The organism is Rhodanobacter sp. Soil_C_14 (assembly GCF_057657335.1).
In genome coordinates, this window is record NZ_JBDGIQ010000001.1 from 166303 (window position 1) to 185620 (window position 19318).

Genomic DNA, 19318 nt, shown 5'->3' on the forward strand with positions numbered 1-19318 from the left:
GACAGGATTTAGCCTTTCAAAATCAACAACTTGCAGCCGAGCTTCACAGCTTGTGCAAAGCGCTCCGCAGACTGCTTACATATTGATCAGCAGCAAGGCCGCCGAAGCCGCTGCGACAGGTGTGCGCAAGCGGCCACGCGGGTCCGGCAGAAGGTGGCCAGGGGCCTCCCGGAAAGTACCCGGCCAGGTGCTTTTCAGCCGAACATCGCCTGCATGGCGAGGCTGTTCGGCCGCTCGATCACGCCGCGCTCGGTGACGATCGCGTCGATGAGTTCGGCGGGCGCCACATCGAATACCGGATTCCACGCCTGTGCGCCCTCGACCACCGTGCGGCGGCCGGCGGTGCTCAGCAACTCGGCCGCATCACGCAGTTCGATCTCGATTTCCTCGCCCGTGCCCGTGGCCATGTCGACCGTGGAGGACGGCGCCACCACCATGAACTTCACGCCGTGGTATTTCGCGGCGATGGCCAGCTGGTAGGTACCGATCTTGTTCGCGGTGTCGCCGTTGGCGGCGATCCGGTCGGCACCCACGATCACCCATTGCACCGCACCGGATTTCATCAGGTGGGCGGCGGCGGAATCGGCGATCAGCTGGGCCGGGACGCCGTCGCGCATCAGTTCCCACATGGTCAACCTGGCACCTTGCTGCCATGGCCGGGTTTCGCCGGCATAGACTCGCGCGATCCGCCCCGCCGCGACGCCGGCGCGGATCACGCCCAGCGCCGTGCCGTAACCGGCGGTGGCCAGCGAGCCGGTGTTGCAATGTGTCAACACTCCCGAACCGGCCGTGATCAGCGATGCCCCCAGCTCGCCCATGTGCCGATTGGCGGCCAGGTCTTCATCCTGGATCGCCTGCGCCTCGCGCACCAGTGCGTCGGCATCGGCACCGGCGGCGATGCGCTTCTTCATCCGATCCAGTGCCCACATCAGGTTCACCGCCGTGGGGCGGGCGGCACGCAAGGTTGCCAATACCGGCTCCAGCGTCGCGCCCTGCAGCGCAGCCATCGCCACGCCCCAGGCCGCAGCAATGCCGATGGCCGGCGCTCCGCGCACCACCAGATCGCGGATCGCCTGGGTGACCTGCTCCGCATCGCGGCAATCGATCCAGTGCTCTTCGGCCGGCAGCAGGCGCTGATCGAGCAGGCGCAAATGATCGCCCTGCCACTGCACGGCACGGATGGAATCGTGTTCGCGGGTTGGCGTCGGCGAAATCGTCATTGCTCTCGGACCGCATGCAAGGAAAAGGAAAGCGTAGCATGCGCCCGGGCGGGCCCGGCCGATCCGCCGCCGTCTTATAGTCGTACCGACGACACGAGGGAGTACACGCATGACGAACGGCAATCGTCACCCGAAGCGCGCAACCGGCTGGCATCTTTCGCTCGCCCTTGGTCTACTCGGCGCAAGCACGATCCTGTGTGCGAACGCGGCACCGGCCACCGCACCGTGGGCGCCACCACGCATCTCGTCGGAGTTGTTCGAGTCGCACGGCGCCTTCGATCCGGGACATGGCGACTTCTACTTCGTGCGCAGCTCGCCGAGTTTCCGCGGCGGGCGAATCATGGTCAGCCACTGCAACGCCGACGGCTGGGGCACGCCTGCCGATGCCAGCTTCGCAGGCGACGGCGTGGAGGCCGATCCATTCATCACCTCGGACGGGAAGCACCTGTACTTCATCTCCACTCGTTCGATGGACGGCCAGAAACGCCAGGACCTCGACATCTGGGAGGTCGACCGCCGCGATGGGGGTGGCTGGGGCGAGCCTCGACGATTGCCACCGCCGGTCAATTCGCGCGGCCAGGAGTGGTTCCCGCGCCCGGCGCCAGACGGCTGGCTGTATTTCGGTTCCGATCGCCCGGGCGGCTTCGGCAAGACCGACATCTGGCGTGCCCGCGAAGACAACTCGGGCCACTGGCGGGTGGAGAACCTGGGCAAGGCGATCAATACGCCGGGCGATGAGTACGAACCGCTGCCTTCACCGGACGGCCGGCGGCTGATCGTGATGGCCGATGGCGGCCTGTACCAGAGCGAGCGCCGGCAGGATGGCTGGAGCGAGCGCCGCAGCCTCGGGCCGGCGGTGAACGTCAATGGCAGCGAAATCGGCGCGGCATTTTCGCCGAGCGGAAAATCCCTGCTGTTCGCGCGCGATACCAAGGGGCCACGCTCCGGCGAGTTCTATGTCTGGCAGCCGGATGGCAGCGAGGCATGGCCGCCGGCGTGCCCGACCATGGTTCGCCCGTCGATGACAATGCCTCGTACGGAAATGCGGTTCCTGCCTTCGCAGGAATGACGCTGGTGGAGTGATGGGCAGCTGTGCCAGTTCCTTGGTTTTGCGATTCCTGCGAAGACAGCAATCGCTCCTCAACGCGGAACTGGCCATCGCCCATGAGATCGGTGCTGCATGCCATCCCGCGACAAGCGGCAAACTGCCTCCATCTCTATCGCACTGAATTCAGCGGGAGCGCTCCGCCAGCCAGTGGTGGATCGCCGGCGGCACCTCGCGCTGGGCACGGCCGGAAACGTAGATGCCGATGTGGCCGCCCTTGAACGCGAGCTGGGTGTAGTCGGTGGTGCCGACATGCCTGCCAAGCGCGCGCGAAGCGTCCGGCGCCACCAGGTGATCCTGCTCGGCGAAGATGTTCAGCACCGGCTGCGTCACCATGCCAAGATCTACGGGTTTGCCGCCGATCTCCAGCGTCCCCTTGACCAGCTTGTTGCCCTGGTAGAAATCCTTGATGAACTGGCGGAACGCTTCTCCGGCCTGGTCCGGCGAATCGAAGATCCAGCGTTCCATGCGCAGGAAGTTCTCCAGCTCGGTCGGGTTGTCGAGGATGTCGACCATGCCGATGTACTTCTGCTGGTTCAGCCGCACCGGCTTCAGGGTGAGGTAGACGTAGTTCATCAGGCCCGCAGGGATATTGCCCATGGTGTCGACGAACAAGTCCACGTCCATGCTGCGGCACCAGCTGGACAGCATGTTGTCCGGCGTGTGGAAGTCCACCGGGGTGACCATGGTGATCAGGTTCTTCACCTTGTCCGGGTGCAGCGCGGTGTAGCACAGCGAGAACGCGCCGCCCTGGCAGATGCCGAGCAGGTTGATCGCGTCCAGATCGTGGCGCGCACGCACCGCGTCGACGCAGCGATCGAGGTAGCCGTTGATGTAGTCGTCCAGGGTCAGCCAGCGGTCGGCGCCGTCGGGGTAGCCCCAGTCGATCAGGTAGACGTCCTCGCCCTGCTCCAGCAGGTTGCGCACCATCGAGCGGTCAGCCTGCAGGTCGGTCATCCACACCGTGTTGACCAGCGCGTAGACGATCAGCAGCGGTGTCTTCGAGGTGGCCTTGCCGTGGCCGGTGAAATGCCAGACCTGGAGCTTGTCCTCGCTGTAGACCAGCTCGCGCGGCGTGTTCGCGTATTCGGGTTCGCGCATGTTGCGCAGGTTGGCCATGCCGGCGGCCAGCTTGCGCTGGAACGCCGACATGTCGGCCAATGCCTTGGTCGGATCGATGTGCAATGGACTCTGCATGACAACGCTCCCTTACTTGCGCTTGCGCGCGCTGGCCGTGGACGTGGTGGCAGGCTTGCGCGCGCCCTTTGCCGCAGGCTTCTTCGTCGCTGCAGATTTCTTCGCGGCGGCCGACGGTTTCGCCGCAGCCGTCTTTCCCGCCGCGGGCTTCGTGGCCGGGCGATCACCCAGCTGACGCTTCAACGCAGCCACTTCGCGGCGCAAGGCGACGAGCTCGTCGGCATGACCGCCGGAAGCACCGGCCTGGCTGGCACGGAACTCGCGGCGCAAGGCCTGCAATCGCTGGCCCAGGCTCGACACCTCGCTGCGAGTCGGCACGCCGAGCTGCTGGCACATCTGCTCGGTCTGTCGCTGCTGCAACTGGCGCACGCGCATCTGCGTGTTGACCATCTCGCCATAGGCGTCGCGGAATTCCACGGAAAGCGCGATGTCGGCGTAGGCCTCCTCGGAAGCGTCCACCCACAAGTCGTACAGGCCTTTCAATGAATCGACCTGGCGCCCCGGCGCGGCGTGTGCCGTCAACTTTTCCTGCAGGCGCTGCATGCCTTGCGTGTTGGCCTTCTGGATCAGCTCCTGGTATCTGGCGGACGCCTGCAAGGACGCCAGCAAGGCCATGCCCAGTTCCTGCTGCTGCATCTGCTGTTCGCGATTGAGGCCGAATGCCGGCGTCGGACCATGCGCACCCGGCATGTCGCCCAGGCCCATGCGTTGTGCCGCCTGCGACCAGGACTGCCACTGCCGCGCAAAGCTCTCGGCACCGGCACTGTCGATGCCACCGAAGGCCTGCGCAAAGGGCGGGTTGCCGGTCCCGAACATCTGCTGCAATTGCTGCTGCCAGTCAGTGGATGGCCGCTGAGTCACGCCTCCGCTGGCAGCATTCTGCATCCAGTCGAAATAGCCTTTCAGGCCGGACAGGGTGCGTTCCAGCGTATCGGTGCCCGTCGCCTGCGACGGTGGGGGCGCAAACGGGTTGGCCGCGGATGGCTGCTGGAATTGCCGCGTCCAGGAGTCCCATGACTGCTGCGCCAGCGCCTGATAGTCCTTCATGAAATCATTCGCCGGATCGGCCATCGGTGCGTCCTCGTCAACGGTTCTCGCCATCCTAGCAAAAGGTCATGACAGCGGATCATCGGCCCGCAACGAAGAAGGCCCGGCGTGAGCCGGGCCTTCTTCATGTTACTGCTGACGAAGCGAAAACTCAGACGCTTGCTGCGCGCTCGTCTTCCGTCACGGCCTTCATCGACAGGCGGATGCGGCCCTGCTTGTCGACTTCCAGCACCTTGACCTTGACGATGTCGCCTTCCTTCAGCTTGTCGGAGACCTTCTCGACGCGCTCGTCGGAGATCTGCGACACGTGGACCAGACCATCCTTGCCCGGCATGATCGTCACGAACGCACCGAAGTCCATCAGCTTCGCGACCTTGCCCTCGTAGATGCGGCCCGGCTCGACGTCGGAGGTGATCTGCTCGATGCGCTTCTTCGCCGCTTCGCCCGCCTCGCGATTGACCGAGCCGACGATGATGGTGCCGTCGTCGCTGATGTCGATCGTGGTGCCGGTCTCTTCGGTGATCGAGCGGATCGTGGCGCCGCCCTTGCCGATCACTTCGCGGATCTTGTCCGGGTGGATCTTGATGGTGATCAGGCGCGGGGCGAACTCGCTCATTTCGGTGCGGGCGGTGGTCAGCGCCTTGCCCATTTCGCCGAGGATGTGCAGGCGACCCTGCTTGGCCTGAGCCAGCGCCACCTTCATGATCTCTTCGGTGATGCCGTCGATCTTGATGTCCATCTGCAGCGCGGAGATGCCGTCGGCACTACCGGCCACCTTGAAGTCCATGTCGCCGAGGTGATCCTCGTCGCCCAGGATGTCGGACAGCACGACGAAATCGTTGCCTTCCTTGACCAGGCCCATGGCGATACCGGCGACCGGCGCCTTCAGCGGCACGCCGGCATCCATCATCGCCAGCGAGGAACCGCACACCGAGGCCATCGACGAGGAACCGTTGGACTCGGTGATTTCCGAGACCACGCGCACCACGTACGGGAATTCCTCGATGCTCGGCTTGACCGCCTGCACGCCACGCTTGGCGAGGCGGCCGTGGCCGATCTCGCGACGCTTCGGCGCACCGAAACGACCGGCTTCACCCACCGAGAACGGAGGGAAGTTGTAATGGAACAGGAACGGGTCCTTCGACTCGCCGCCGGGGGCGTCGATGATCTGCGCATCACGCGTGGTGCCCAGCGTGATGACGACCAGCGCCTGGGTCTCACCGCGGGTGAACAGCGCCGAACCATGGGTGCGCGGCAGCACGCCGACGCGGGCGGTGATCGCGCGCACGTCGTCCAGCTGGCGGCCGTCGATGCGCACCTTGGTCTTCAGCACGCTGTCGCGCATGGTGTGGTATTCGAGTTCCTCGAATTCCTTGGCCAGCGCGGCGGTGGACCAGCCGTTCTCTTCGGCCTGCGCCTTGAGGCCGGCCAGCACGTCGGCCTTGATCGCGGAGATCGCGTCGCGACGCTCCAGCTTGTCGCGCACCTGGAACGCGGCGGTCAGCTGCTCGCCGACCGCGCCCTTGACGGCGGCAACCAGCGACTCGTTGCGGGCCGGAGCCTTCCAGTCCCACGACGGCTTGCCGGCCTCGGTGGCCAGTTCGGCGATCGCGCGGATCGCGGTCTGCATCTGCTGGTGACCGAACATCACCGCGCCGAGCATCACGTCTTCGGACAGCAGCTGCGCTTCGGATTCCACCATCAGCACGGCGCCGGCGGTACCGGCGACGACCAGGTCCAGCTGGGAGGTCTTCAGTTCGGTCTGCGACGGGTTCAGCAGGTACTTGCCGTTGGCATAACCGACGCGGGCAGCGCCGATCGGGCCCTTGAACGGGATGCCGGCCAGGCTCAGCGCGGCAGAGGCGCCGAGCAGGGCCACGATGTCACCGTCGACTTCCGGGTTCAGCGAGACGACCTGGGCGATGACCTGCACTTCGTTCTTGAAGTCTTCCGGGAACAGCGGGCGCACCGGGCGATCGATCAGGCGCGAGGTCAGTGTCTCCTTCTCGGTCGGACGGCCTTCGCGCTTGAAGAAGCCGCCGGGGATGCGGCCGGCGGAATAGAACTTCTCGACGTAGTCGACGGTGAGCGGGAAGAAATCCTGGCCTTCCTTCTGCTTGGTCGCAGCGACAGCGGTGACCAGCACCACGGTGCCACCCATGCTGGCCATGACCGCACCGGACGCCTGGCGGGCAATTTCGCCCGTCTCCAGTGTGACTTCGTGATTACCGTACTGGAATGACTTGGTTACTTTTGCCACGTGCTTAATTCCTGATCTGATTGAGAAGTGCGCCCACGGATGGGCGCCTCTTGATCTTTGCGTTCACGGATGAACGCACGAAATTACCGGCGAAGGCCGAGGCGTTCGATCAGGGTCTGATAGCGCGCAAGATCGCGATCCTTCAGATAGCTGAGCAGGCGCTTGCGCTGATTGACCAGCTTCAGCAGGCCACGGCGGGAGTGGTGATCCTGCTTGTGTTCCTTGAAGTGGCCGGTGAGGTGGTCGATGCGGGCGGACAACAGCGCCACCTGGACTTCGGTCGAACCGGTGTCGTTCGGCACGCGGCCGAAATCAGCGATGATCTTGCCGGTCTGTTCTGCGGTAAGGGACATGGAGTACGTTTCCTTGATAAGGCGATGCGAAGCTTGCGCTTGCATCATCGGCGATGACGCAAGCGCAAGCTTCGCCTAGTTGAGTGAAAGCGTTGAAATAACTTGTCTATTCTACTGATGGGAGTGCTGTTACAACAAGTGCGCAAGGCGTTTTGCGGGCAAATCGGTCAGTCCGGCGGCAAGTTGAAGCCGCGAATGACGCGGGCACGTCCTTCCGCATCGCTTTCCAGCAGCGCCAGCAGCGCACCGTCGCTGGCGTAGGCCGCGCAGCGGCCGGCTTCCGGCAACCCCGGCAGGCTGATCTGCTGACCACGTGAAATCGCCATGCTCTGCGCCTCGTCCAGGTGCAGGACCGGCAGATCCGACAGGCCCGCCGATACCGGCAGCAGCCATGCCAGCAGTGCTTCGTCACCCTGCTCCGCGGCCTGCTCGAGCTGCGCCAGGGTCACCATCTGCGGCTCGCGGAACGGCTCGACCCAGATCCGCCGCAATGCGGTCAGGTGGGCGCCGCAGCCGAGATCCTCGCCCAGATCGACCGCCAGCGAGCGGACATAGGTGCCCGAACCGCATTCCACCAGCAGGCGCAGGGTTTCCCCGTCACGCTCGAGCAATTCCAGGCGGTGCACGTCCACTTCGCGCGCGGGCACGTCGACCACCTCGCCCCGGCGCGCCTTGGCGTAAAGCCGCTCGCCGTCGTGCTTCAGCGCCGAATACATCGGCGGCACCTGCAGGATGCGGCCGCGAAGCCTGGCCAGCGCCGTCTCGATCGCCGCAGCGTCGAGCGGCGGCACCGGCAACTGGCGAACGATCTCGCCTTCGCTGTCAGCCGTATCGGTGGTGATGCCCAGCCGGCATTCGGCCAGATACGCCTTGCGCGCGCCGAGCAGGCTGCCAGCCAGCTTGGTGGCCTCGCCGAAACACAGCGGCAACAGTCCGGTGGCCAGCGGATCAAGCGCACCGGTGTGGCCGCCCTTGGACGCACGCAGCAGGCGACGCACGGCCTGCAGCGCCTGGTTGGAACTCAGACCCAGCGGCTTGTCGAGCAGGACGATCCCGTGCAGGTCACGGAACTGGATGCGGGACTGGCGACTCATGGATTCAGCGACGATCCTTGCAACCGCTCAGTCCTCGGCGTCGCTGTCCGGCGGCGCGATGGTGCGGGCCTGCTCGCGCAGCAGCGACTCGATCCGCTCGCCCTTGTCGACCGAATCGTCGTACTTGAACTTCAGCTCCGGCACCCGGCGCATGCGCATGCCGCTGTGTGCCAGCGAATGACGGATCTCATGGCTGATGGCATTGAGCGCCTTCACCGCGGGCAGACCCTGCTCGGGCAGCATCGCGGTGACCCACACCGTCGCCCAGTCCAGGTCGCGGGTGATCTCCACGTCCGACACGCTGACCGACGGCAAGCCGTGATCGCGCACGGCCGCGTGCACCAGCAAGCCCAGCTCGCGACGCAATTCGGCGCCGATGCGGTCAGTACGTTTGAAGTCGCGGGAGGGCATAGGAAAACTCCGAAGGACGATATCCCTTCTCCCCTTGGGAGAAGGTGCCCCGCGAGGGGCGGATGAGGGTTCACGACCCTGTATGAAACTTCACGCAGGTCGTGGACCCTCACCCCAACCCCTCTCCCAAGGGGAGAGGGGCTCAAGGTCAAAGCGTGCGTGCCACCTCGGTGCGCTCGAAGCACTCGATCTGGTCGCCCGGCTTGACGTCGTTGTACTGCTTGACGGCGATGCCGCACTCCATGCCGTTGCGCACTTCGTCGACCAGTTCCTTGAAGCGGCGCAGCGATTCCAGCTCGCCCTCGAAGATCACCACGTTGTCGCGCAGCACGCGGATCGGCTTGCTGCGCTTGACCGTGCCTTCGGTGACCATGCAACCGGCCACCGCGCCGAACTTGGAGCTGCGGAACACGTCACGGACTTCGGCGGTGCCGATGATGTCCTCGCGCACTTCCATGCCGAGCAGGCCGGTGGCTGCCTGGGTCACCTGGTCGATCACGTCGTAGATGATCGAGAAGTAGCGCACGTCCAGGCCGCTGGTCTCGATCACCTTGCGCGCCGACGCGTCGGCGCGGACGTTGAAACCGATGATCAACGCCTTGGACGCGGCCGCCAGGGTGGCGTCGGACTCGGTGATGCCGCCCACGCCGGAGGCCACCACGTTGACCCGCACCCGATCGTTGCCGATCTGGGTCAGCGACTCGCGCAAGGCTTCGACCGAGCCCTGCACGTCGCCCTTGACCAGGATGTTGAGCGTCTGCTGCTCCACGCCCTGGCCCATCTTGGCGATGATGTCCTCGAGCCGATTGCTCTTGCTGACCATGCGCGTCTCGCGGCGCTTCTGCTGACGCTCCTCGGCGACCTCGCGGGCCAGACGCTCGTCCTCGACGGCGACGAAATCGTCACCGGTCTCCGGCACGCCGGACAGACCCAGCACCTGCACCGGAATCGACGGACCGGCTTCGGTCACCTGCTTGCCGGTTTCGTCGATCAGCGCGCGCATGCGGCCGTATTCGACGCCGCAGACCACGAAGTCGCCCTTGCGCAACGTGCCCTGCTGCACCAGCACGGTCGCCACCGGACCACGACCGCGGTCCAGGCTGGACTCGATCACCACGCCGGAGGCGCGGCCATCGGCAACGGCCTTCAATTCCATCACCTCGGCCTGCACCGAGATCGCATCGAGCAGATCCTCGACGCCGGCACCGGTCTTGGCCGACACCGGGATGAACTGGACGTCGCCGCCCCAGTCTTCCGGCACCACTTCGTACTGCACCAGGCCCTGCTTGACGTTGTCGGGGTTGGCGCCGTCCTTGTCCATCTTGTTGACCGCGACGATCAGCGGCACCTTGGCGGCGCGCGCATGCTTCACCGCTTCCACCGTCTGTGGCATCACGCCGTCATCGGCCGCCACCACCAGGATCACGATGTCGGTCGACTGCGCGCCACGGGCACGCATCGAGGTGAACGCCGCGTGGCCGGGGGTGTCCAGGAAGGTGATCACGCCCTTCGACGTTTCCACGTGGTACGCGCCGATGTGCTGGGTGATGCCGCCGGCTTCGCCGGAGGCAACCTTGGTGCGGCGGATGTAATCGAGCAGCGAGGTCTTGCCGTGGTCGACGTGGCCCATGATCGTGACCACCGGCGGGCGCGTGATCTTCTCGCCTTCCAGCTCGACGTTCTGGGTGTGCGCCGCCAGCGTTTCCTCGGCGTTGTTCTGGTTGTCGGCGACCGGCGTGTGGCCAAGCTCCTCGACCACCAGCACGGCGGTGTCGTGGTCGACGGTCTGGTTGATGGTCGCCATCACGCCCATCTTGAACAGCGCCTTGACCACCTCGGAACCCTTGACCGCCATCTTCTGGGCCAGGTCGGCGACGACGTTGCTGTCACTGATGACCACTTCGCGCACCACCGGTGCGGTGGGACGCGAGAACCCGTGCGGACCGCTCGGCGCGCTGCTGCGCGACATCTCGCGGCCGCCGCTGCGGCCGGGCTTGCCACGCTTGCCGCTGGAGGAAGAGCGGCGGGCACGGTCGGCTTCGCTCAGATGCATCTGGCCACCGGCAAAACGCTTGCCCGCCTCGCGATCTTCCTTGTTGCCCGGCAGCTCGGCGCGCTCGCGCGAATGCTTGGGCTTGCCGCGGGCGGCATCGCTGCCCGCCGTCGCCGGCGTTGCCGCCGTCGCGGCACGGGCTGGCGTTGCCGCGGCAGCGGCCGGCGCGGCAGGGGCCGCGGCCGGCTTGACCAGCTTTTCGCGTTTGCGCGGCTCGTGGATGCGCGGCAGGATCATGCCCAGCTCGCGCTGATCGATGCGCTGCACGGTCGACGCATCGTCGGCCGCAGCCACCGCGGACGGCGCCTCGGGGGCGGATTCCGGCTCGGCTGCTGCCTCGACCTTTCCGGACGTGACAGGCTCGACCTCGGGAACAGCGGCTTCCGCCTCGCGCTGCTCCTGTTCGGCCTTGCGCTGCTGGTCGTCCAGGGCACGCTGCTGCGCTTCCGCCTGCCGACGCTGTTCGGCCTCGATGCGCTCGCGCTCTTCCTGCTCGCGCTGCTGCTGCGATTCCTGCAGCTTGCGCACGGCATCCTCGCGCTCGGGCTCGGCGCTGGCTTCCTCGGCGATCACGCTGCGCTTGACGTAGGTGCGCTTGGCGCGCACTTCGACGTTGACCGTCTTGGCCGTGGCGGCGGCGCCGCGCCCGCCGGGCGTGGCGACCTTGAGCTCGCCGACCGTGCGTCGCTTGAGGGTGATCTGGCGAGGAGCGCTGTCGTCGACCTCGGCCACCGCCTCGCTCTTGCCATGCGTGCGGCGCAGGAAGCCAAGCAGCTTCACCTTCTCGGTGCTGCTGATGACCTGCTCCTGGTCGGAGAATTTCATGCCCGCCTCGCCAAGCTGCGTCAGCAGCTTGTCGACCGGCATGCCCAGTACCTGGGCGAGTTGTTTGATCGTGACGTCCGACATCGTGTTCTTTGCTCCGCCGTTCCCGCGCTTATCGTCTGTGCGGCATTGTCGCCACCGCCACCTCCATCCGTGGTGAAAGGCTTGCGAGAAGCCTTTCGCGGCACACCCATCCGGGGTGTTGCCGTCCGCGGTTAGCCGCCTTTCTCCAGTCGCGCAATCATGGGTGCCCGGGCAGCCATGATCAGCGCTGCCGCGCGATCCTCGTCCATGCCTTCGATATCGATCAGGTCATCCACCGCCAGGTCGGCCAGGTCGTCGACCGTGGCCACTTCACGCGCGGCCAGTGCATAAGCGGTGGCCTCGTCCATGCCGTCGAGCGCCAGCAGCTCGTCGGAAGGCTGATGCTCTTCCACGCCCTCCTCCACCGCCAGTGCCTCGGTCAGCAGCGCATCGCGGGCGCGGGCGCGCAGTTCCTCGACGATGTCCTCGTCGAAGCCCTCGACCGCCAGCAGCTCGGCGCTGGGCACGTAGGCGATTTCCTCGATGCTGGAAAAACCTTCCTGCACCAGGATGACCGCGATTTCCTGGTCGACTTCGAGCTTGTCCATGAACAGGGTGCGTGCAGCCTCCTGCTCGGATTCGCTCTTGGCGGTGACCTGGTCCTGGGTCATCACGTTGAGCTGCCAGCCGGTCAGCTTGCTGGCCAGGCGCACGTTCTGGCCGCCACGGCCGATCGCCTGGGACAGCTTGTCCTCGGCCACCGCGATGTCCATCGAGTGCTTTTCCTCGTCCATGATGATGGACTGCACTTCGGCCGGCGCCATCGCGTTGATGACGAACTGCGCCTGGTTCTCGTGCCACAGGATGATGTCGACGCGCTCGCCGTTGAGGTCGTTCGACACCGCCTGCACGCGCGAACCGCGCATGCCGATGCAGGCGCCGATCGGATCGGTGCGGCTGTCGTGGGCCAGCACGGCGATCTTGGCGCGGTCACCCGGATCGCGGGCGCAGCCCTTGATCTCCACCAGGCCCTGGCCGACTTCCGGCACTTCCAGCTTGAACAGCTCGATCATGAATTCCGGTGCAGCGCGCGACACGAACAGCTGCGGGCCGCGGGCTTCGGACTTCACTTCGTAAAGATAGCCGCGCACGCGATCGCCGACGCGGGCCGATTCGCGGGGAATCGTCTTGTCGCGCGGGATGAACGCCTCGGCGTTGCTGCCCAGGTCGAGGTAGATGTTGCCGCGCTCGACGCGCTTGACGATGCCGGTGACCAGCTCGCCGACGCGATCGGCGAAGGCATCGACCACCTGCTGGCGCTCGGCCTCGCGCACGCGCTGCACGATCACCTGCTTGGCGGCCTGCGCCGCGATGCGGCCGAATTCGGCGTTCTCGACCTGCTGCTCGATGTATTCACCCACCTGGGCATCGGCGCGCTCGTCCAGCGCATCCATCAGGCGCAGCTGGTAGGACGGCGATTCCATCTCGCCATCGTCGGCAATCACTTCCCAGCGACGAAAGGTCTCGTACTCGCCGGTGTCGTGATTGATCGACACCCGAACATCAGGCTCCTCGTCGGGATAGCGCTTCTTCGCGGCCGAGGCCAGCGCGGCCTCCATCGCCTCGAAAATCACTTCTTCCGGCACGCCCTTTTCATTGGCGACCGCGTCGACGACCAGCAAAAGTTCTTTGCTCATTGCAGTTGCTCCATAGATGCCGACGGCACCCGAAGGTTAACTTTTGCGTTCATCCCTGAACGCCAGGATCAAAAAGCGGCCGTCCATGGCCGCACTCTCAATTTGTTTCCGACTGGCCTCAACCGGCCGGCTTCTTGCCGCCGCGCTTGGGCTGCGGCGCATAACCGAGCGCCACCCAGTCCGGCACCACACGCGCACTTTCCACCAGCGCGTGATCGAATTCGAATGTCTTGCCTTCGGCTTCCAGCACGATGTGCTCGCCTTCCACCGAAACCAGCTTGCCGCGCAAGCGGCGACGCCCTTCCAGCGGCGCCTTCAGCAGCAACTTCACTTCCTGTCCGTCGACCCGCGCAAACTGCTCTGCGGTGAACAGCGGACGATCCAGACCCGGCGAGGAAACTTCCAGCACGTAATGGCCCGGAATCGGGTCTTCCACGTCGAGCATGGCGGACAATTCACGGCTGGCGGATTCGCAATCCTCGATACCCACCTCGCGGCGTTCACCGTCACCGGTCGTCTTGTCCAGCAGGTCCAGGTAGACGCGAAGGGTACTCTGCCCATGCGACGGATTGAACTCCACGCCAAGGCATTCCAGGCCCAGATCGGCCAGTACCTCGGTGAAGCGTTGTGCCAGTGCCTGTGTATCCATGGTCGTCTTCCCGACTCACTCCGTCAGAACGGCAGAAACAAAAAATGGGCTCCAACGGCCCATTTCCTTATCACGCCGATGTTCCTCCTCGTGCAGCTCTTTCCGGTGCGCTCGACAGCCGGAGCCGTCAGGCACGACGCATCCGTGCGCCCAACAAAAAAGCCTCACGAGGAGGCTTTCTTGCATCAAGAAAGATCTGGTAGCGGGGGCAGGATTCGAACCTGCGACCTTCGGGTTATGAGCCCGACGAGCTGCCAGACTGCTCCACCCCGCATCAGAGTCCGAAGAGTTTACCGGGGTGGCCGGTTTCTTGCAAGCCTCAATCGTTCAGCAATGGCATCCATCGGCGATTCAGAGACCGAATGCACGACGGCACCATCCCAGCAGCGGGCCCCAGTACAGGCCCAGCGCCAGCAACGACAGCGCATTGATCGACAGCACCACGCGCAGCGGCTTGTCCGCCTGCGCCTGCAACTGGCTGCCTTCGGCCGGCTTGTCGAAGTACATCACCTTGACCACGTGCAGGTAGTAGTAGAGGCCGATGATCGCGAACACGATGCCGACGATCGCCAGCCACAGCATGTCCGCGTGGATCGCCGCTTCCAGCACCAGCACCTTGGCCCAGAAGCCGAACAGCGGCGGCACGCCGGCCAGCGAGAACATCGCCAGCAGCATCAGGAAGGCCATCCACGGCGACTTCTGGTTGAGGCCCTTCAGGTCGGCGATTTCCTCGCACTCGAACCCTGCCCGGCTCATCGCCAGCATCACGCCGAAGGCCGCCACGCCCATCAGCGCATAGCAGATCGCGTAGAACATCGCCGCCGCATAGCCTTCCGGGCCGGCAGCCGCCAGGCCCAGCAGCAGGTAGCCCATGTGCGAGATGGTCGAATAGGCCAGCATGCGCTTGAGGTTGGTCTGCACGATGGCGACCAGGTTGCCGATCGCCAGCGACAACACCGCCAGCACCGCCAGCATCAGCTGCCAATGCTGCGACAGGTCGCCCATGCCGCCATCGAGCAGGCGCCAGGCCATGCCGAATGCGGCCAGCTTCGAACCCGAGGCGATGAAGGTGGTGACCGGCGTGGGCGCGCCCTGGTAGACGTCCGGAATCCACATGTGGAACGGCGCCGCACCCAGCTTGAAGCCGATGCCGACGATCATGAAGATCAGGCCGAACAGCAGCAGCGTCGGTGCCGTGGTGTAGCTCATCACGTTGTGCAGCTGGGCCAGGTCCAGCGTCGGCGTGCCGCCCATGCCGGAAGCACCGTAGACCATCGACATGCCATACAACAGCATGCCCGAAGCCAGTGCGCCCAGCACGAAGTACTTGATCGCCGCCTCCGGCGGCAGCTTCGCGTCGCGGTTCAGCGCCACCAGCGCGTAGGACGACAGCGACAGCAGCTCCAGTCCCAGATAGATCGTGACCAGGTTGCCGGCCGAGACCAGCAGCATGATGCCGATCACCGCGAAGATCATCAGCGTGTAGAACTCGCCGCCCAGCAGCTTGCGGTCGATCAGGTACGGGCGGGCGTAGACGAAGACCAGCGCAGTGGTGGCCAGCGCGAACACCTTGAGGATCTCGGCCACGTCGTCGCGCAGGAACATGCCGCCGAAGGCGCTCCTCGCCTCCGTGGGCTGACCGGCGATCACCAGGTAGATCGCCACCAGCAGCACGGCGATCGACAGCCAGTGCAGCAACGGGCGCTGCGCGGGCTTCATGAAGGCGTCCAGCAGCAACAGCAGGCACGCCGCTGCGACCAGGTAGAACTCCGGCAGCAGGATCAGGATGTCATTCAGTGTTGGCATGTTCGGTCCCGATCAAATCTTGTGAATGGCGAGTTGCTGCACCAGCTGCGCCACCGAGCCATCCATCAGGTGGACCAGCGGCTGCGGCCAGATGCCCAGCGCCAGCACGGCGGCGGCGAAGGACGCCAGCACGAAGGTTTCGCGGCCGTTGATTTCCTTCATCTCGGCCACGTGCGGGTTGGTGATCTCGCCCCACAGCACGCGCTTGACCAGCCACAGCGTGTAGCCCGCGCCGATGATCAGGGTGAAGGCGGCAAACAGCGCAATCCACGGATTGGCGCTGAAGCTGGCCAGGATCACCATGAACTCGCCGACGAAACCGCTGGTGCCCGGCAGGCCGCAGTTGGCCATGGCAAACAGCACGTAGAAGAAGCCGAACCACGGCATCACGTTGATCACGCCGCCGTAATCCTTGATCGCCCGGGTATGCAGGCGGTCGTACATCACGCCGATGCAGGTGAACATGGCGCCGGAGACGAAGCCGTGCGAAATCATCTGGATCATCGCGCCCTGCATGCCGAGCAGCGCCATGTCGGTATTGCCCTGCTCGCGCACCAGCGCGAACGCGATGAAGATGCCCAGCGTGACGAAGCCCATGTGCGCCACGGACGAATACGCCACCAGCTTCTTCATGTCTTCCTGCACCAGCGCGACATAGCCGATGTAGACCACCGCGACCAGGCTCAGCACGATGATGATCCACGCGAAATGCGCGCCCGCGTCCGGCACGATCGGCAGGATGAAGCGCAACATGCCGTACGTGCCCACCTTGAGCATCACCGCCGCCAGCACCACCGAGCCGCCGGTGGGCGCCTCGACGTGGGCGTCCGGCAACCAGGTGTGCACCGGCACCATCGGTACCTTGATCGCGAACGCGATCAGGAACGCGAAGAAGATCCAGGCCTGCTCCTTGAACGTCAGCGGCAGCGCCGCCAGCGTGGCCAGGTCGAACGTGTGCGCCTTCTGGTACAGGTACAGCAGCGCGATCAGCATGAAGACCGAGCCGAAGAACGTGTAGATGAAGAACTTCAGCGTGGCGTACACGCGGCGCGGACCACCCCAGATGCCGATCAGGATGAACATCGGGATCAGGATGGCCTCGAACAGCGCATAGAACAGCAGCGCGTCGGTGGCGCAGAACACGCCGATCAGCAGGCCTTCCAGCATCAGCATCGCGGCCATGTACTGGTGCGGCTTGTCCTGGATGACTTCCCAGGCGCCCACGATCACCAGGATGCCGACGAAGGTCGTCATCACGATCAGCGCCACCGAGATGCCGTCGACCGCCAGTCCGTAATGGACACCCCACGAGGCGATCCACAGATGGCTTTCGACCAGCTGCATGGCATTGCCGGCAGGGTCGTACTGCACCAGCAGGAACAGGCTGACCACGAAGGTCAGCACCGCCACCAGCAGCGACAACCAGCGGGCCAGGTTCGGGCGGGCCGAGCCGGCAAGCAGCACCGGGATGGCGCCGATGACGGGAAGCCAGATCAACAGGCTGAGCAAATGATTGAACATGGATCTGTTTCCCTTATTGCCCGACCGGCACGGAGCCGATGAACCAGTACCCGCCAAGCAGCAGGATCAGGCCGAGAATCATCGCGAACGCGTAGTGATAGAGGTAACCCGACTGCAGCCGGCGCGTCGTGGCAGCGATACGGTGCACCAGGCCCACCGAGCCATTGACCATCGCGCCATCGATCACCGCCGTCTCGCTGGCCTTCCAGAACACCCGGCCCAGCATCACGCCACCGCGGGCGAACAGCGCGAAGTACACGTTGTCGACCCAGTACTTGCGATCGAGCACCGTCCACAGCGGCTTCAGCGCGGACTTGATCCGACCGGCCAGCGCGGGATTGAACAGGTATATGTAGGTGCACGTCACGAACGCGATCACCACCAGCACGAACGGCAGCTGGGTGAAGCCATGCAGGGCCATCGCCGCCGCACCGTGGAACTCGTGACCGAGTTCGGCCAGCACGTTGTTGGCCTCTTCCACGTGGATCGCGTTGCCGAACCAATTGCCGAACAGCATCGGACCGACCGTGAAGAAGCCCACCAGCAGCGACGGAATCGCCAGCAGCACCAGCGGCAGGGTCACCACCCACGGCGACTCCTTCGGCGCATGCGCCAGCACGCCCGGCTCGTGATGGCCATGATCGTCATGCCCGTCGTGGCCATGACCGTGATGCTCGGCCACGGTGAAGCGCTCCTTGCCGTGGAAGGTCAGGTACATCTGGCGGAACGTGTACAGCCCCGTCACCAGTGCACCGGCCATCACGCAGAAGTAGGCGTAATGCGCGCCCCAGCGATGCGACTCGCCGACCGCCTCGATGATCGCGTCCTTGGAGTAGAAGCCCGAGGTGAACGGAATGGCCACCAGCGCCAGCGAACCGATCCACATGGTGATCCAGGTGATCGGCATGTACTTGCGCAGGCCGCCCATGTAGCGCATGTCCTGCTCGTGGTGCATCGCGATGATCACCGAGCCGGCGCCGAGGAACAGCAGCGCCTTGAAGAACGCGTGGGTCATCAGGTGGAACACCGCGCCCGAATACATCGACACGCCCAGCGCCACCGTCATGTAGCCCAGCTGCGACAGCGTGGAGTACGCGATCACCCGCTTGATGTCGTTCTGCACGATGCCGATCAAACCGGTGAACAGCGCCGTGGTCGCGCCCATCACCAGCACGAAGCTCAGCGCCGTCGACGACAGCTCGAACAGCGGCGACATGCGCGCCACCATGAAGATGCCGGCGGTGACCATGGTCGCCGCATGGATCAGCGCGGAGATCGGGGTCGGGCCTTCCATCGAATCGGGCAGCCACACGTGCAGCGGCACCTGGGCCGACTTGCCCATCGCGCCGACGAACAGGCAGATGCAGATCACCGTGGCCGCATCCCACTGCGTGTGCGCGGTGATCTGCAGGGTCTTGCCGACCAGCCCCGGCGCCGCGTTGAACGCGGTGGCGTAATCCAGCGTGCCCAGGAAATACAGCACCGCGGCGATGCCCAGCAGGAAGCCGAAATCGCCCACGCGGTTGACCAGGAACGCCTTGAGGTTGGCGAAGATCGCGGTCGGCCGCTTGTACCAGAAGCCGATCAGCAGGTACGACACCAGGCCCACCGCTTCCCAGCCGAAGAACAGCTGCATGAAGTTGTTGCTCATGACCAGCATGAACATCGAGAAGGTGAACAGCGAGATGTAGCTGAAGAAGCGGGTGTAGCCCGGATCGTCGCGCATGTAGCCGATGGTATAGACATGCACCAGCAGCGACACGAAGCTCACCACCACCAGCATCATCGCGGTCAGGCGGTCGACCATGAAGCCGACGCTGGCATTGAACGGACCGATCTGGAACCAGGTGTAGAGGTTCTGGTTGTACTCAGCCGCGCCGCCCAGGGTGAGCTGGTACAGGACGTAGAACGACAGCGCGCAGGACACCAGCAGACCCAGGATGGTCACGCTGTGCGAACCGGCACGGCCGATGAAGCGGGCGAAGAAACCGGCCAGCAGGCAGCCGACCAGTGGCGCCAGCGCAATCGTCAGCAGGATGGATGTTGAAAGCTGCAT

14 protein-coding genes and 1 tRNA gene are annotated in these 19318 nt (G+C 65.0%); 1 reads left to right on the top strand and 14 read right to left on the bottom strand.

What is annotated here, in order from left to right:
- Positions 1-194 precede the first annotated feature (194 nt).
- Positions 195-1220: an S-methyl-5-thioribose-1-phosphate isomerase gene (gene mtnA, locus AC3A56_RS00715; RefSeq protein WP_056718854.1), complete on the bottom strand. Its 1026-nt coding sequence runs from the start codon at positions 1218-1220 to the stop codon at positions 195-197.
- A 109-nt stretch (positions 1221-1329) separates the two neighbouring features.
- On the opposite strand from mtnA, the gene AC3A56_RS00720 reads away from it, so the two are divergent.
- A complete protein-coding gene (locus tag AC3A56_RS00720) occupies positions 1330-2289 on the top strand; it encodes a TolB family protein (protein ID WP_487769009.1) in 960 nt (319 codons plus the stop codon).
- A gap of 162 nt (positions 2290-2451) precedes the next feature.
- Here the strand turns inward: AC3A56_RS00720 and AC3A56_RS00725 are convergent, their stop codons facing one another.
- The 13 genes from AC3A56_RS00725 to nuoL form a co-directional block, all read right to left on the bottom strand.
- Positions 2452-3522: a class III poly(R)-hydroxyalkanoic acid synthase subunit PhaC gene (locus AC3A56_RS00725; protein ID WP_487769010.1), complete on the bottom strand. Its 1071-nt coding sequence runs from the start codon at positions 3520-3522 to the stop codon at positions 2452-2454.
- A gap of 12 nt (positions 3523-3534) precedes the next feature.
- Positions 3535-4623 (bottom strand): poly(R)-hydroxyalkanoic acid synthase subunit PhaE, encoded by a 1089-nt coding sequence (locus tag AC3A56_RS00730; protein ID WP_487769011.1) that lies wholly within the window; start codon positions 4621-4623, stop codon positions 3535-3537.
- A 97-nt stretch (positions 4624-4720) separates the two neighbouring features.
- Positions 4721-6829: a polyribonucleotide nucleotidyltransferase gene (gene pnp / locus AC3A56_RS00735; RefSeq protein WP_487769012.1), complete on the bottom strand. Its 2109-nt coding sequence runs from the start codon at positions 6827-6829 to the stop codon at positions 4721-4723.
- Positions 6830-6912: 83 nt separating this feature from the next.
- Complete coding sequence (gene rpsO / locus AC3A56_RS00740; protein ID WP_007513234.1) at positions 6913-7182, bottom strand: 30S ribosomal protein S15; 270 nt, start codon at positions 7180-7182, stop codon at positions 6913-6915.
- A 167-nt stretch (positions 7183-7349) separates the two neighbouring features.
- Entirely contained in the window at positions 7350-8276 is a 927-nt protein-coding gene (gene truB, locus AC3A56_RS00745) for a tRNA pseudouridine(55) synthase TruB (protein ID WP_487769013.1), read from the bottom strand.
- Positions 8277-8303: 27 nt separating this feature from the next.
- On the bottom strand, positions 8304-8687 hold the full coding sequence (gene rbfA / locus AC3A56_RS00750; RefSeq protein WP_056765942.1) for a 30S ribosome-binding factor RbfA: 384 nt from the start codon (positions 8685-8687) through the stop codon (positions 8304-8306).
- A 148-nt stretch (positions 8688-8835) separates the two neighbouring features.
- The gene (gene infB, locus AC3A56_RS00755) at positions 8836-11649 is read right to left on the bottom strand and encodes a translation initiation factor IF-2 (protein ID WP_487769014.1); all 2814 of its coding nucleotides are present in this window, start codon (positions 11647-11649) and stop codon (positions 8836-8838) included.
- Between the two features lie 131 nt (positions 11650-11780).
- The gene (gene nusA / locus AC3A56_RS00760) at positions 11781-13286 is read right to left on the bottom strand and encodes a transcription termination factor NusA (protein ID WP_007805223.1); all 1506 of its coding nucleotides are present in this window, start codon (positions 13284-13286) and stop codon (positions 11781-11783) included.
- A gap of 118 nt (positions 13287-13404) precedes the next feature.
- Positions 13405-13935 carry a ribosome maturation factor RimP gene (locus AC3A56_RS00765; protein WP_056718847.1) on the bottom strand — a complete coding sequence of 177 codons (531 nt, stop codon included), beginning with the start codon at positions 13933-13935 and terminating at the stop codon, positions 13405-13407.
- 197 nt (positions 13936-14132) lie between these two features.
- Positions 14133-14209: transfer RNA gene (locus AC3A56_RS00770), tRNA-Met, on the bottom strand.
- A gap of 77 nt (positions 14210-14286) precedes the next feature.
- A complete protein-coding gene (nuoN, locus tag AC3A56_RS00775; protein WP_487769015.1) occupies positions 14287-15741 on the bottom strand; it encodes an NADH-quinone oxidoreductase subunit NuoN in 1455 nt (484 codons plus the stop codon).
- Between the two features lie 12 nt (positions 15742-15753).
- The gene (locus tag AC3A56_RS00780; RefSeq protein WP_056765937.1) at positions 15754-17262 is read right to left on the bottom strand and encodes an NADH-quinone oxidoreductase subunit M; all 1509 of its coding nucleotides are present in this window, start codon (positions 17260-17262) and stop codon (positions 15754-15756) included.
- Positions 17263-17275: 13 nt separating this feature from the next.
- A complete protein-coding gene (gene nuoL / locus AC3A56_RS00785) occupies positions 17276-19318 on the bottom strand; it encodes an NADH-quinone oxidoreductase subunit L (RefSeq protein ID WP_487769016.1) in 2043 nt (680 codons plus the stop codon).